We start from the raw sequence: 14,203 nt of genomic DNA, 5'->3' as shown, positions 1-14,203 counted from the left end.
AGCAAGACTATCTTCCTCTCTCTCAAAAGACTGGGCGTCGGCGGGCCTGAGCCGGCGCCCTTTTTCTTTTGCAGCACTTCCCGGGGCCGCACTTCTCAGGGCAGGGGCGGGGCTGTAGTGTCCGGCCCATGCCCGATACGCTCAGCTCCAACGTCACCGATGTAATCGAACTGACGCGCACGCTCGTCCGCTGCGAGAGCGTCACGCCGCGCGAAGCCGGCGCCCTGCAGTTGCTCCAGGGCATCCTGGAACCGCTCGGCTTTGCGTGCGAGCGCATGGATTTCACCGAAGCCGGCACCGACGACGTGGCCAACCTCTATGCGCGCATCGGCACCGGCGGGAAGCACTTCTGCTTCGCAGGGCATTCCGACGTCGTGCCGGTGGGCGATCTCTCCTCGTGGACGATCGGGCCGTTCGCCGCCGAACTGTCCGGCGGCTATCTGTTCGGCCGCGGTGCGGCCGACATGAAGGGCGCGATCGCGGCCTTCACCGACGCGGCCGCCCGCTTCATCGCCAGGCGCGGCCGGGATTTCGGCGGTTCGATCAGCCTGATGATCACCGGCGACGAGGAAGGTCCCGCGATCAACGGCACCGTGAAGATGCTGCAGCGGCTGGCCGGGCGCGGCGAGACGATCGATGCCTGCGTCGTCGGCGAGCCGACCAGTTCCAGGCGCTTCGGCGACATGATGAAGATCGGCCGCCGCGGCAGCATGAACGTCGACATGATCGTGCGCGGCGTGCAGGGCCACGTCGCCTATCCGGAGCGGCTCGACAACGCTGTGCACCGACTGTCGGCGATGATCGAGGCGCTGGTGCGCGAGCCGATCGACAAGGGCAGCACGCACTTCCAGCCGACCTCGCTGCAGTTCACGACCGTCGATGTGGGCAACCCCGCGACCAACATCGCGCCGGGCACTGCCAGGGCGCGCTTCAACACCCGCTTCAACGATCTCTGGACCTCGAAGACCCTGCTCGCGCACCTGAAGGAGCGCATCGAGCGCGCCAACGAGGCGCTGGGCGGCAACGGCACCGTCGAATACAGCGTCCAAGTGTCGGGCGAGTCGTTCTACACGCCACCGGGTCCGCTCAGCGACCTCGTCGCAGGCGCGGTCCGCGACGTCGTGGGCGTCGAGGCCGAACTGTCGACGACCGGCGGAACCTCGGATGCGCGCTTCATCCGCAGCTACTGCCCGGTGCTCGAGTTCGGGCTCGTCGGCGAAAGCATGCACAAGGTCGACGAGAAGAGCGCCGTCGAGGATCTCAAGAAACTCGCGCGCGTCTACGAAACGGTGCTCGACCGTTACTTCGTGGCCTGAGGCCGAGCGTGCTCGACGCCGTTGAAATCGCCCGGGGCATGCAGGGTGCGATCGGGCTCCTGAAGCGCGATCCCGCGGCACCCGCCTACTTCGACAATACGCGGGAAGCCTGCGTGCGCTCTTTCCAGGTGATGATCCTGGTGGCGCCGCTGCACACCATCCTGATGCTGATCCGCTATACCAGCGTCTCGTCGACCGCTGACGAGTTCGAGATCGTGCTGGTCGAGGCGCTGCGATACGTCGTCGACTGGCTGCTGTTCCCCGTCCTGTTCTACGAGATCGCGCGGCGTCGGAACTGGCTCGGCTTCTTTCCCCGCTACGTTTCCGCGCTCAACTGGGTCAACCTGCCGGCGATGATCGTGGCCGTGTTCGGAATAGTCCTGGCCACCTTGTTGCCCGCGGTACTGGGAGAACTTATCCGCTTCGGCCTGCAGGGGCTTTTCTTCTACTGGTTCCTGGTGACGACGCGGACGATGGTGGGCGCGAGCTGGCCGATCGCGTTTCTCCTGCTGATCGTCAACTGGGTGCCGTCGCTCTTCCTGTCACTGATCGTCGACCGTTTCCTCGGCGTCACTCTTGCGGTCGGCGCCTAGCTCGTAGCGCACTTCCATCAGGCAGAGGCCGTGCGGCGGCGCCGTCGGTCCGGCATGTGCGCGGTCGCGAGCGGCGAGCGCGGTCTCGACGTCGCCGCGCGTCCACTGTTCGCGCCCGACGAGATGCAGTGTGCCCACCATGATGCGCACCTGGTTGTGCAGGAAGGAGCGCGAGCCGACATCGACATGGATCTCCTCGCCATGACGCGTCACCTGCAGCAGGTCGAGCGTCTTCAGTGCCGAGGGCGATTGGCACGACGTCGATCGGAAGCTGTTGAAGTCATGATGTCCCACCAGCACGCTCGCCGCGTCCGCCATCAGGTCGACGTCGAGCGATCCCGGCACGTGCCAGAGCTGGCCGCGATCGAGGGCGGGCGGGGCCCGGCGGTTGATGATGCGGTAGCGGTAGCGCCGCCACGTCGCCGAGAAACGCGCGTGGAAACCCGGGGGCGCCAGCTCCGCGACGAGGACACAAACCGGCTGCGGCTTCAGGTGGAAGTTGATGGCGGAACGGATGGTTTCGACCGGCCGCTCGCTCGACAGATCGAGATGGACGATCTGACCGCGCGCATGAACGCCGGTGTCGGTGCGGCCGGCGGCCTGCACCGGTGGACGCTCGCCGGTGAAGGCGAACACGGCTTCTTCGAGTGCGGCCTGGACGGAGGGACCGTTGGGCTGGCGCTGCCATCCCACGAAGGGTTCGCCGTCGTACTCGATCGTGAGCTTGTAGCGCGGCACGGCGTCAGGTCGGCAGCGACAGGGCGGCGGGTGAGGGCAGCACTGTTCCGCTGCCCAGTGCGAAGCCACGCAGGAAAGCATCCGCCGACTGTGCCGACTTGCCGGGGCGCTGCAGCTTGAGCAGCTTCAGGCCGCCGACGCCGCAGGTCACGACGGGAAAGCCGTCGCGCGCGATCGTCACGCTGCCCGGCGGACCGCCGGCCAGGGTCAGCGCGGCCGCAAGGACCTTGATGCGCTCCGCTCCACCGTCTTTGGGAGCGTCGAAGGACGTGCCGGGCCAGGGATGGAAGCCGCGCACCTTGCGCTCGAGTTCGGCGGCCGGCCGGCGCCAGTCGAGCACCCCTTCCTCCTTGCCGAGCTTGTGGGCGTAGGTGGCGCCCTCCGCCGGCTGGTCGACGGCCTCGATGCTCCGGCGCAGCAGCCCGTCGAGGGTCGAGACGATCAGCTGTGCGCCGAGATCGGCCAGCCGGTCATGGACGCTCTGTGCGGTGTCGGCGGCGGAGATCGGCGTGCTTTCGGCCAGCAGCATGGGACCGGTGTCGAGGCCCTCGTCCATGCGCATGGTGGTGACGCCCGTCTCCGCATCGCCGGCCAGGATCGCGCGATGGATCGGTGCCGCGCCGCGCCAGCGCGGCAGCAGCGAGCCATGGATATTGAGGCAGCCCATGACCGGCGCGTCGAGGAAGCTTTTCGGCAGGATGTGCCCGTAGGAGACGACGACGGCGGCATCGAGGTCGAGCGCCTTGAAGGCCTGTGCAGCCTCGTCGGTCTTCAGGGTCCGCGGCGTGCGCACGGGGAGGCCGAGCTGGTCGGCGAGTTCGTGGACCGGCGTCTTGCGTTCCTGCTGGCCGCGGCCCGCGGGCTTGGGCGCCCTTGTATAGACGGCGGCGACGTCGTGGCCGGCCTCGACCAGAGCGCGGAGCGCGGGAACGGCGAAGGCGGAGGTGCCGAGGAACGCAATCTTCATCGCCGCACCTTATAGGCAGCCGGGCGGCGGTGAGCTAGGTATGCCGCCGCAATGGAGTCCAGTTCCCCCTCGACCGGCAACGGCCCGATGGCCAATCTCGCCGCGCGCCGTGCCGCCGGCGAAATCCACGCCGATCCCGTGCAGGAGAAGATCGTCCTGCGGCTGCAGGCGATTCACGACCAGCTCGGCGCGATGGCCGCCGCGCAGCCTGCGAAGAAGGGCCTGCTCGCCCGGCTCGGGCTCGGTCATGCGCCGAAGCCGCCGGAGGGGCCGCACGGCCTCTACATCTGGGGCTCGGTGGGCCGCGGCAAGTCCATGCTGATGGACCTGTTCTTCGCCGATGCGCCGGTCGCCCGGAAGCGCCGCGTCCACTTCCACGAATTCATGCTCGAGGTGCAGGCCCGGCTGCACCGCCGCCGCGAGGAGCTGGCCGCCAAGGGGGCGCCGCCGGAATCCGACACGATCGTGCCCATCGCCAGGGAGATCGCGGCCGAGACGCGGCTGCTCTGCTTCGACGAGTTCCAGGTGACCAACATCGCCGATGCGATGATCCTCGGCCGGCTGTTCGAGACGCTGTTCGAGGAGGGCATCACCGTGATCGCCACCTCCAATCGTGCGCCCGACGATCTCTACAGGAACGGCCTGCAGCGCGACCGCTTCCTGCCCTTCATCGAACTGGTGAAGCAGCGGCTCGAAGTGCTGGAGCTGGGCGGCTCGCAGGATTACCGGATGGGCCGGCTGCGCGAGCTCGACCTCTATCTGACGCCGCTCGGCGCCTGGGCGACCAAGAAACTCGACGAGGCTTTCCGCGCCCTGAGCAACGGCGCCGACGGCGAGCCGCGCGTGCTGCGGACGCAGGGCCGCGACGTCGACGTGCCGCGCGCGGCGCCCGGCGTCGCCATGGCGCATTTCATGGACTGGTGCGCCAGGCCGATGGGCGCGGCGGACTTTCTTTGCATTGCCGACAATTTCCATACGGTCATCGTGGCCGAAGTACCGAAGATGGGACCGGACAGCCGCGACAAGGCGGTCCGCTTCGTGACGATGATCGATACTTTCTACGAGAAGAAGGTGAAGTTCATCTGCTCGGCAGCGGCAAACCCGGGCAATCTCTATCCCGAGGGCGACGGGTCCTTCGAGTTCCAGCGCACCGTGTCGCGCCTCATGGAAATGCAGAGCCCGGAGTATCTGAACCTGGAGCACATCGCCTAATTGTGATTGTGGGCCGGTCGGCCTGCAGCATAGGCTCTGCGACGTTTTTCAGAAGCAGGAGTCAAAACATGGACGGCGATCGCATGATTTCCCTGGCCGAGGGCGGCCTGTCGCGGCGCGGGGCGCTGAAGGCGACGGCGACCGGCGCGGCGCTGGGCACCACCTTCGCTCTGTCGGTCCAGCCGGTCCAGGCGCAGACGATGATCACCACGCCGGCTGACGGCCTCACCGCGGGCACGGTCAAGGTGAAGACCAAGGACGGCAAGGACATGGACGCCTACCGTGCCATGCCGGCCTCGGGCCAGGGCTTCGGCACCATCGTCGTCGTGCAGGAGATCTTCGGCGTCCACGCGCACATCGCCGATCTCTGCCGCCGTTTCGCCAAGGCCGGCTACTACGCCATCGCGCCGGAACTCTATTTCCGCCAAGGCGATCCGAAGTCCCTGACCGACGTGCAGGCGCTGCTGCGCGAGATCGTGTCCAAGGTGCCCGACGAGCAGGTCATGGGCGATCTCGACGCAACGGTCGCGTTTGCCAAGGGTGAAGGCAAGGCCGACACCGCCAAGCTCGGCATCACCGGCTTCTGCTGGGGCGGCCGGATCGTCTGGCTCTATGCCGCCTACAACGCAGGCCTCAAGGCGGGCGTGGCCTGGTACGGCCGCGTCGTCGGCGACTCGACGCCGCTGACGCCGAAGCACCCGGTCGACATCGCCAAGGATCTGAAGGCGCCGGTGCTCGGCCTCTACGGCGGTGCCGACACCGGAATCCCGAACGATACCGTGGACAGGATGCGCGCGGCGCTGAAGGCCGGCAGCCCGGCCGCCCAGAAGTCGCAGATCGACACCTATCCCGACACGCCGCACGCCTTCAACGCGGACTATCGCCCGTCCTATCGCAAGGACCAGGCGGAGGACGCCTGGAAGAAGGCGCTTGCCTGGTTCAAAGCCAACGGTGTCTGATCGGTCTTATGACCGAGACCATCGAGATCAAGACCCGATCGGGCCTGACATTCACCGCTTATGTCGAAGGTCCGGTCGGTGGGCCGCTCGTGCTGATGCTGCACGGGTTTCCCGAATCGCGGCATAGCTGGCGCGCGGCTCTGCCGGCGCTCGCGGCGCACGGCTATCGTGCCGTCGCGCCCGACCAGCGCGGCTACTCTCCCGGGGCGCGGCCCGACCCGGCCGACCTTTCGAACTACACCTTCGACCGGCTGATCGGCGACGCCATCGAGATCGCGGCGGCGGCCGGCTACGAGGGCAAGCGCTTCCACCAGGTCGGCCACGACTGGGGCGGCCAGGTTTCATGGGGCGTCGCCGGCGCCCATCCCGACCGCCTGGCCTCGCTCACCATCCTGTCGCGGCCGCATCCGCAATCGTTCCGCGCCGCGCTGCTGAAGGAAGACGGCGACCAGAAGCATCGATCGCGCCACCACCGCGCCTTCCTCGAGCCGGAAACGGGCAAGCTGCTGCTGGCCGACAACGCCAAGCGCCTGCGCGACGGGCTGTTCGGGCAGGGCGTGCCGTCGCAGGCGCTGGAGGAGCATCTGTCGGTGCTGGGCAATCCCGAGGCGCTCGAAGCCGCGCTGGCCTGGTATCGCTCCAACAAGGGACTGGCCGCCGATATCGGCACCATCGCGGTGCCGACGCTCTATATATGGGGCGACGCCGATGCGACGGTCGGACCCGACGCGGCCTACGGCACGGCGGACTTCGTGAAGCCGGCCTTCGCCATGGAAGTGCTGCCGGGCGTAGGCCATTTCGTGATGGACCAGGCGCCGGGCAAGGCGACCGATCTCCTGTTGGCGCACCTGGCGAAACACCCGGTCTGAACCCCGTCTGCCTTGCTGCCTGGGGCGAATCGCGCTACCACGCGGCGCCTTTAAGAACGGGAGTTTTTCGCATGGCTCGCAAGAAGATCGCGCTGATCGGCGCCGGACAGATTGGCGGCACGCTCGCGCTGCTCGCCGGCCAGAAGGAACTGGGCGACGTCGTCCTGTTCGACATTCCCGCCGCCGAAGGCACTGCCAAGGGCAAGGCGCTCGACATCGCCCAGCTCAGCCCGGTCGAGGGCTTCGACACCAAGTACAGCGGCTCCTCGGATTACAAGGACATCGAGGGCGCCGACGTCGTCATCGTCACCGCCGGCGTGCCGCGCAAGCCCGGCATGACCCGCGACGACCTGGTCGGCATCAACGCCAAGGTCATCGATTCGGTCGGCAAGGGCATCAAGCAGCATGCCCCGAACGCCTTCGTCATCGTCATCACCAACCCGCTCGACGCGATGGTCGGCCTGATGCAGGAAGTCACCGGCTTCGCGCCCGAGAAGGTCGTCGGCATGGCCGGCGTGCTCGACAGCGCCCGCTTCCGCCTGTTCCTGGCCGAGGAGTTCAACGTCTCGGTCGAGGACGTGACGGCCTTCGTGCTGGGCGGCCACGGCGACACGATGGTCCCGCTGCTGCGCTACTCGACGGTCGGCGGCATTTCGCTGCACGATCTCGTCGACATGGGCTGGACCACCAAGGAGCGCCTCGAGGCGATCGTCCAGCGCACCCGCGACGGCGGCGCCGAGATCGTGGCCCACCTCAAGACCGGTTCGGCCTTCTACGCCCCGGCCGCTTCGGCGATCGCGATGGCGGAGTCCTTCCTCAAGGACAAGAAGCGCGTCATTCCCTGCGCCGCGAAGCTGAACGGCGAGTACGGCGTGAAGGGTCTCTACATCGGCGTGCCGGTCGTGATCGGCTCCAAGGGTGTCGAGCGCATCGTCGAGGTCGAGTTCAACGCCGACGAAAAGGCGATGTTCGACAAGTCGGTCGCCGCCGTGCAGTCGCTGATCGACGCCACCAACAAGATCGTTGGCCGTTAAGAAAATATGGTCTTTCGACTTTCGTCGAACGACCCGTAAGGTTCATCGATCCATCGTTGCCAAGGGCCTGTGGCGCTCATAAAGTGCCGCATCCCTTGGTCAGTTGCGTTTAAAAACTGAGGGGCCGCGGTTCAAACGCCGTCCCAACGATAGGACCCCATGAATATCCACGAGTATCAGGCCAAGGCGCTCCTGGCCAAATTCGCCATCCCCCTGCTGAAGGGCGGCGTTGCCTACACCAAAGACGAGGCGATGGACGTCGCCCGCAAGCTGGGCGGTCCCGTCACGGTCGTGAAGGCGCAGATCCATGCCGGCGGACGCGGCAAGGGCCACTTCAAGAACGATCCGCAGGGCAAGGGCGGTGTCCGCATCTCCAAGACCCCTGAGGATGTCGGCGCGCAGGCCGCGGCGATGCTGGGCCAGGATCTGGTGACCAAGCAGACCGGCGCGGCGGGCCGCACCGTGAAGCGCCTCTACATCGAGGACGGCTGCGACATCAAACGCGAGCTCTACCTGTCGATGCTGGTGGACCGCGCCGTCGGCCGCATCGCCGTCGTCGCCTCGACCGAGGGCGGCATGGACATCGAGACCGTGGCGCACGAGACGCCCGAGAAGATCGTCACCCAGGCGATCGATCCGGCCGCCGGCTACCAGGCCTACCAGGGCCGCAAGATCGCGTTCGCGCTGGGCCTCAGCGGCAAGCAGGTCGGCGCCTTCACCACGCTGCTGGGCAATCTCTACAAGGCCTATGTCGATCTCGACGCCTCGCTGATCGAAATCAACCCGCTGGTCGTCACCGGTGCGGGCGACATCGTCGCGCTCGATGCCAAGATGAACTTCGACGACAACGCCCTCTACCGTCACAAGGACGTGGAAGAGCTGCGCGACGTCGACGAGGAGGATCCGGCCGAGACCGAGGCCGCCAAGTACGCGCTGAATTACGTGAAGCTTGACGGCCAGATCGGCTGCATGGTGAACGGCGCGGGCCTCGCGATGGCCACCATGGACATCATCAAGCTCTACGGTTCGGAGCCCGCCAACTTCCTCGACGTCGGCGGCGGCGCCACCAAGGAGCGCGTGACGGCGGCCTTCAAGATCATCCTCAAGGACCCCAACGTCGAGGGCATCCTGGTCAACATCTTCGGCGGCATCATGCGCTGCGACGTGATCGCCGAAGGCGTCGTCGCCGCGGCGCGCGAGGTCAACCTGCACGTCCCGCTGGTCGTCCGGCTGGAAGGCACGAACGTCGACCTCGGCAAGAAGATCCTCAAGGAATCGGGCCTCAAGATCACCTCGGCGGAGAACCTCGCGGACGCCGCCGAGAAGATCGTCAAGGCCGTGAAGGAGAGCAACTGATGGCCGTCCTGGTCGACAAGAACACCAAGGTCATCTGCCAGGGCATCACCGGCTCGCAGGGCACCTTCCATTCCGAGCAGGCGATCGCCTACGGCACCAGGATGGTCGGCGGCGTGACGCCGGGCAAAGGCGGCACCAAGCATCTCGACCTGCCGGTGTTCGACACCGTGGCCGAGGCGGTCGAGAAGACCGGCTGCAACGCGTCGGTGATCTACGTCCCGCCGCCGTTCGCGGCCGATTCGATCCTCGAGGCGATCGACGCCGAGATCCCCCTGATCGTCTGCATCACCGAGGGCATCCCGGTGATCGACATGGTCAAGGTGAAGCGCGCGCTCACCGCGTCGAAGTCGCGGCTGATCGGCCCGAACTGTCCCGGCGTCATCACGCCCGGCGAGTGCAAGATCGGCATCATGCCGGGCCACATCCACAAGCGCGGCAAGATCGGAATCGTCTCGCGCTCGGGCACGCTCACCTACGAAGCGGTGGCGCAGACGACGGCGGCCGGTCTCGGCCAGACGACCTGCATCGGCATCGGCGGCGATCCGGTGAACGGCACGAACTTCATCGAGTGCCTCGACATGTTCATCCGCGATCCCGAGACCGAGGGCATCGTGATGATCGGCGAGATCGGCGGTGACGCCGAGGTGAAGGGCGCGGAGTTCCTGAAGGCGTCGGGCACGAAGAAGCCGGTGGTCGGCTTCATCGCCGGTCGCACGGCGCCTCCGGGCCGCCGCATGGGGCATGCCGGTGCGGTCATCTCGGGCGGCAACGATACGGCCGAGTTCAAGGTCGCGGCCATGCGCGCGGCCGGCATCAGGGTTGCGGAGTCTCCCGCGGCTTTGGGCGAGGAAATGCTTAAGGCCATGAAGGGCTGACAAGCGATACGGGCCGCCAAGCCTCTGCCAGGCGGCAACTGGATACGGGCCAGGGAGTAAGGGCCATGAGAGCAGAACAGACGTCGTTCCTGTTCGGCGCAAACGCGCCTTTCATCGAGGAACTCTATGCGAAGTTCCTCGCCGACCCGTCGTCGGTCGATGGCGAGTGGCAGACCTTCTTCGGCGCCTTGGCCGAGCAGAAGGGCGATGTGCTCGCCGAGGTGCGTGGCGCGTCCTGGGCGCCCAATGGCCCCCGGGTGATCGGCGCGGTCGATCCCGACGCGGTTCCGGCCGCAGCCAACCGCAACGTCAAGGGCGGCAAGGGGGCCGCTGCTGCCGCGCCGGCGATTGCCGGAAAGACCGAGGAAGAGATCCGCGCGGCGGCGCAGGACACGGCGCGGGCGCTGATGCTGATCCGCGCCTACCGCATCCGCGGCCATCTCGAGGCCGACCTCGACCCGCTCGGTCTCGTGCGCCAGGCGCCGCATCGCGAACTCGATCCCGCGACCTACGGCTTCGGCGAAGCCGACTGGGACCGCCCGATCCTGATATTCGGCTCGCTGGCGCTGGGTGAATCCGCGACGCTGCGCCAGATCATGGAGCGCCTGCGCAAGACCTATTGCGGCAAGATCGGCGTCGAGTTCATGCACATCTCCGATCCCGACCAGAAGGCGTGGATCCAGGAGCGCATCGAGCACATCGAGAACCACACCGAGTTCACCGTCACCGGCCGCAAGATGATCCTCGAGCGGGTCGGCGAGGCCGAGGGTCTCGAACGCTACCTGCACGTGAAGTTCGTCGGCACCAAACGCTTCGGTCTCGACGGCGGCGAATCGCTGATCCCGGGCATCGAGCAGATCCTGAAGCGCGGCGGTCAGCTCGGCGTGAAGGAAGTGATGCTGGGCATGCCGCATCGCGGCCGCCTCAACACGCTCGTGCACGTCATGCACAAGAGCTACACGGCGCTGTTCTCGGAGTTCCAGGGCCGCTCCTCGCAGCCCGAGGAAATGCGTGGCTCCGGCGACGTGAAGTATCACCTGGGCGCCTCGGCCGACCGCGAGTTCGACGGCAACGTGATCCATCTTTCGCTGTCGCCCAATCCCTCGCATCTCGAGGCGGTCAACCCGGTCATCCTGGGCAAGGCGCGCGCCAAGGAAGACCAGCGCGGCGACACCGACCGCAGCCAGGTCATGTGCATCCTGATGCACGGCGACGCGGCCTTCGCGGGCCAGGGCCTGGTCGCCGAGAGCCTCGACCTCTCCGATCTCGCGGGCTACCGCATCGGCGGCACGATCCATTTCATCGTGAACAACCAGATCGGCTTCACGACCCTGCCGACCGAATCGCGCTCGGGCCCGTACTGCACGGAAGTCGCCAAGATCGTGCAGGCGCCGATCCTGCACGTGAACGGCGACGACCCCGAGGCCGTGGTCCACGTCGCGCGCATCGCGACCGAATTCCGCCAGCACTTCAAGCGCGACATCGTCATCGACATGTTCTGCTACCGCCGGCACGGTCACAACGAGGGTGACGAGCCGATGTTCACCCAGCCGCTGATGTACAAGGAGATCGGCGCGCATCGTTCGGTGAAGGAAGTCTACGCCGCTTCACTCGAAGCCGCGGGCGTGGTCACGGCCGACGAGGTCGCCGCCATGGATGCGAGCCTGCGCGAAAAGCTCGACAAGGCGCTGGAGGCCGCGACCAACTACAAGCCCAACAAGGCCGACTGGCTCGAGGGCAAGTGGGCGGGCTTCACGGTCGCGCCGGGCGAGGAGGATCGCAAGGGCGTTACCGCCGTCGACCTCGATCTGCTCAAGGCCGTCGGGCGGGCGATCTCCGAGCCGCCGAAGGATTTCGACCTCAACCGCAAGATCGTCCGACAGCTCCAGGAGAAGCGCAAGACGATCGACACGGGCGAGAACATCGACTGGGCGACCGGCGAGGCACTGGCCTTCGGTACGCTGCTCTCGGAAGGCACGCCGGTGCGTCTCAGCGGCCAGGATTCCGGCCGCGGCACCTTCTCACAGCGCCATTCGGTGCTGGTCGACCAGGCGAACGAGGCCAAGTACGTGCCCCTCAATCACGTGGCCGAAGGCCAGGCCCGCTACGAGGTGATCGACAGCCCGCTGAACGAGGCGGGCGTGCTGGGCTTCGAGTACGGCTACTCGCTGGCCGAGCCCAACGCGCTGGTCCTCTGGGAAGCCCAGTTCGGCGACTTCGCCAACGGCGCGCAGGTGATCATCGACCAGTTCATCTGCTCGGGCGAGAGCAAGTGGCTGCGCATGTCGGGCCTAGTGATGCTGCTGCCGCACGGCTACGAAGGCCAGGGGCCGGAGCACAGCTCCGCGCGCCTCGAGCGCTATCTGCAGCTCTCCGCTGAGGACAACTGGCAGGTCATCAATCCGACCACGCCGGCCAACTACTTCCATGCGCTGCGCCGGCAGATGCGCCGCACCTTCCGCAAGCCGCTGGTGGTGATGACGCCGAAGTCGCTGCTGCGTCACAAGGATTGCGTCTCGACCCTGGCCGACTTCGGTCCGGGCAGCTCGTTCCGCCGCATCCTCGTCGAGACCGACCAGCTCGTCGACGGTGCCAAGGTGCGCCGTGTCATCCTGTGCTCGGGCAAGGTCTACTTCGACCTCGTCGCCGAGCGCCGCAAGCGCAAGATCGACGACATCGCCATCATGCGTATCGAGCAGCTCTACCCGTTCCCGTTCACGCGGCTCGGGGTGCGGCTTGCACAGTATCCGAACGCCGACATCGTGTGGTGCCAGGAAGAGCCCGAGAACATGGGCGCCTGGCACTTCGTGGACCGCCGCATCGAGCGCGCGCTGGCCAACATCGAGGCGAAGGCGAGGCGGCCGCTCTATGTCGGCCGTCCCGAAGCCGCGTCGCCCGCCACCGGGTCGGCGCGCAACCATCTCAAGGAACAGGCCGATCTGGTCGACCGCGCCCTCACTGTCGGTTGAGCGCGGGTAGAGAAGAGGAAGTGTAGTCATGGCCGTCGAGATCAAGGTTCCGGCTCTGGGCGAATCGGTCACCGAGGCGACCGTTGCGAAGTGGCTGGTGAAGGCGGGCGATGCGGTCGCCGTCGACCAGCCCTTGTGCGAACTCGAGACGGACAAGGTCACCGTCGAGGTGAATGCCAGCGTCGCCGGCACCATCGCCGAACTCGCCGTGGAAGAGGGCGCCTCCGTCCAGGTGGGCGGCGTGCTCTGTCACATCGAGGCGGGGGCTGCCGGTGCCGCTGCGCCGAAGCCGGTGGCCGCTCCGGCCGTGCCCAAGGCTGCTCCCGCGCCGCCACCTGCTGCTGCGGCGCCTGCCGGCGCCAATCTCGCCGCCTCAGGTCCCGCCGCCCGCAAGCTCGCCGAGGAGAAGGGCGTTTCCGCCGCTTCCATCCAGCCGACGGGCAAGGACGGCCGCGCGACCAAGGAAGACGTGCTGGCGGCGATCTCGTCGATCCCGGCCGCCGCGGCGCCGGCCGCCAGGCCCGCCGCGCCCACCGGTCCGCGCCTCAAGGCCGACCGCGAGGAGCGGGTGAAGATGACGCGGCTGCGCCGCACCATCGCCAACCGCCTCAAGGAAGCGCAGAACACCGCGGCCATGCTCACCACCTTCAACGAGGTGGACATGACCAACGTGATGGCGCTGCGCGACCGGCTGAAGGACGATTTCGAGAAGAAGCACGGCGCGCGACTGGGCTTCATGTCCTTCTTCGTGAAGGCCTGCATCGCGGGGCTCAAGGAGCTGCCGGCGGTCAATGCCGAGATCGAGGGCGACGAGCTCGTCTACAAGAACTACTACGACATCGGTGTCGCCGTGGGCACGCCGCAGGGGCTGGTCGTGCCGGTACTGCGCGACGCCGATGCGCTCGACTTTGCGGGCGTCGAGAAGGGCATCGGAGATCTCGGCCGCAAGGCGCGCGACGGCAAGCTGTCGATCGCCGACCTTACCGGCGGCACCTTCACCATCTCCAACGGCGGCGTTTACGGCTCGCTGATGTCGACGCCGATCCTGAACCCGCCCCAGTCGGGCATCCTCGGCATGCACAAGATCCAGCAGCGGCCCATGGTGGTCGGCGGCGAGATCAAGGCGCGTCCGATGATGTATCTCGCCCTGTCCTACGACCATCGCATCATCGACGGCCGCGAGGCGGTGCTGTTCCTGGTCAAGGTCAAGGACTGCATCGAGGATCCCGAGCGTCTCTTGCTCGGCGTTTGAGTTTCAACAACCGTGTCATCCCGAGCGCAGCGAGGGACCTTTTTCGCGGCGCTGTTTAAAGGT

Annotated in this window: 12 protein-coding genes; 10 read left to right on the top strand and 2 right to left on the bottom strand. The window is 67.0% G+C overall.

Translation table 11 applies throughout. The features are described 5' to 3' along the window. Nucleotides 1-128 precede the first annotated feature (128 nt). Together dapE and KQ910_RS01470 are read left to right on the top strand one after the other, a co-directional pair. Nucleotides 129-1,316 carry a succinyl-diaminopimelate desuccinylase gene (gene dapE, locus KQ910_RS01475; protein ID WP_216956385.1) on the top strand — a complete coding sequence of 396 codons (1,188 nt, stop codon included), beginning with the start codon at nt 129-131 and terminating at the stop codon, nt 1,314-1,316. 8 nt (nt 1,317-1,324) lie between these two features. Further along, the gene (locus KQ910_RS01470; RefSeq protein WP_216956382.1) at nt 1,325-1,909 is read left to right on the top strand and encodes a hypothetical protein; all 585 of its coding nucleotides are present in this window, start codon (nt 1,325-1,327) and stop codon (nt 1,907-1,909) included. Here the strand turns inward: KQ910_RS01470 and truA are convergent. Both truA and fmt read right to left on the bottom strand, forming a co-directional pair. Further along, the gene (gene truA / locus KQ910_RS01465) at nt 1,859-2,647 is read right to left on the bottom strand and encodes a tRNA pseudouridine(38-40) synthase TruA (protein WP_216956379.1); all 789 of its coding nucleotides are present in this window, start codon (nt 2,645-2,647) and stop codon (nt 1,859-1,861) included. The two genes, KQ910_RS01470 and truA, sit on opposite strands and share 51 nt — an antisense overlap. A gap of 4 nt (nt 2,648-2,651) precedes the next feature. Then, complete coding sequence (gene fmt / locus KQ910_RS01460) at nt 2,652-3,614, bottom strand: methionyl-tRNA formyltransferase (RefSeq protein ID WP_216956375.1); 963 nt, start codon at nt 3,612-3,614, stop codon at nt 2,652-2,654. A 51-nt stretch (nt 3,615-3,665) separates the two neighbouring features. Here fmt and zapE point away from each other — a divergent pair, with 51 nt between their 5' ends. The 8 genes from zapE (at nt 3,666) to odhB (ending at nt 14,140) form a co-directional block, all read left to right on the top strand. Continuing rightward, nucleotides 3,666-4,826, top strand: coding sequence for a cell division protein ZapE (gene zapE / locus KQ910_RS01455; protein ID WP_229600293.1), 1,161 nt, complete (start codon nt 3,666-3,668; stop codon nt 4,824-4,826). A 68-nt stretch (nt 4,827-4,894) separates the two neighbouring features. Then, the gene (locus KQ910_RS01450; protein WP_229600292.1) at nt 4,895-5,785 is read left to right on the top strand and encodes a dienelactone hydrolase family protein; all 891 of its coding nucleotides are present in this window, start codon (nt 4,895-4,897) and stop codon (nt 5,783-5,785) included. Between the two features lie 8 nt (nt 5,786-5,793). Further along, complete coding sequence (locus KQ910_RS01445) at nt 5,794-6,654, top strand: alpha/beta fold hydrolase (protein WP_216956374.1); 861 nt, start codon at nt 5,794-5,796, stop codon at nt 6,652-6,654. Between the two features lie 71 nt (nt 6,655-6,725). After that, complete coding sequence (gene mdh / locus KQ910_RS01440) at nt 6,726-7,688, top strand: malate dehydrogenase (protein ID WP_216956371.1); 963 nt, start codon at nt 6,726-6,728, stop codon at nt 7,686-7,688. Nucleotides 7,689-7,847: 159 nt separating this feature from the next. Beyond that, nucleotides 7,848-9,044 carry an ADP-forming succinate--CoA ligase subunit beta gene (gene sucC / locus KQ910_RS01435; protein WP_216956368.1) on the top strand — a complete coding sequence of 399 codons (1,197 nt, stop codon included), beginning with the start codon at nt 7,848-7,850 and terminating at the stop codon, nt 9,042-9,044. After that, a complete protein-coding gene (sucD, locus tag KQ910_RS01430; RefSeq protein WP_216956366.1) occupies nt 9,044-9,919 on the top strand; it encodes a succinate--CoA ligase subunit alpha in 876 nt (291 codons plus the stop codon). The genes sucC and sucD overlap by 1 nt, the downstream gene beginning before the upstream one ends. A 65-nt stretch (nt 9,920-9,984) precedes the next feature. Next, complete coding sequence (locus tag KQ910_RS01425) at nt 9,985-12,888, top strand: 2-oxoglutarate dehydrogenase E1 component (RefSeq protein ID WP_216956363.1); 2,904 nt, start codon at nt 9,985-9,987, stop codon at nt 12,886-12,888. A 28-nt stretch (nt 12,889-12,916) separates the two neighbouring features. Next, nucleotides 12,917-14,140, top strand: a complete 1,224-nt coding sequence (odhB, locus tag KQ910_RS01420; protein ID WP_216956361.1) for a 2-oxoglutarate dehydrogenase complex dihydrolipoyllysine-residue succinyltransferase — start codon at nt 12,917-12,919, stop codon at nt 14,138-14,140. Nucleotides 14,141-14,203 lie beyond the last annotated feature (63 nt).

This window comes from Reyranella humidisoli (assembly GCF_019039055.1).
Classification (GTDB): Bacteria; Pseudomonadota; Alphaproteobacteria; order Reyranellales; family Reyranellaceae; genus Reyranella; species Reyranella humidisoli.
This window is presented reverse-complemented; position numbering and strand designations above follow the sequence as displayed.

Excerpts from the sequence above, each read along its gene's own strand:
- dapE (WP_216956385.1), top strand. The coding sequence starts at position 129 with ATGCCCGATACGCTCAGCTCCAACGTCACCGATGTAATCGAACTGACG.
- fmt (WP_216956375.1), bottom strand. The coding sequence starts at position 3,614 with ATGAAGATTGCGTTCCTCGGCACCTCCGCCTTCGCCGTTCCCGCGCTC.
- KQ910_RS01425 (WP_216956363.1), top strand. The coding sequence starts at position 9,985 with ATGAGAGCAGAACAGACGTCGTTCCTGTTCGGCGCAAACGCGCCTTTC.
- KQ910_RS01445 (WP_216956374.1), top strand. The coding sequence starts at position 5,794 with ATGACCGAGACCATCGAGATCAAGACCCGATCGGGCCTGACATTCACC.
- odhB (WP_216956361.1), top strand. The coding sequence starts at position 12,917 with ATGGCCGTCGAGATCAAGGTTCCGGCTCTGGGCGAATCGGTCACCGAG.
- mdh (WP_216956371.1), top strand. The coding sequence starts at position 6,726 with ATGGCTCGCAAGAAGATCGCGCTGATCGGCGCCGGACAGATTGGCGGC.
- sucD (WP_216956366.1), top strand. The coding sequence starts at position 9,044 with ATGGCCGTCCTGGTCGACAAGAACACCAAGGTCATCTGCCAGGGCATC.
- zapE (WP_229600293.1), top strand. The coding sequence starts at position 3,666 with ATGGAGTCCAGTTCCCCCTCGACCGGCAACGGCCCGATGGCCAATCTC.
- sucC (WP_216956368.1), top strand. The coding sequence starts at position 7,848 with ATGAATATCCACGAGTATCAGGCCAAGGCGCTCCTGGCCAAATTCGCC.
- KQ910_RS01450 (WP_229600292.1), top strand. The coding sequence starts at position 4,895 with ATGGACGGCGATCGCATGATTTCCCTGGCCGAGGGCGGCCTGTCGCGG.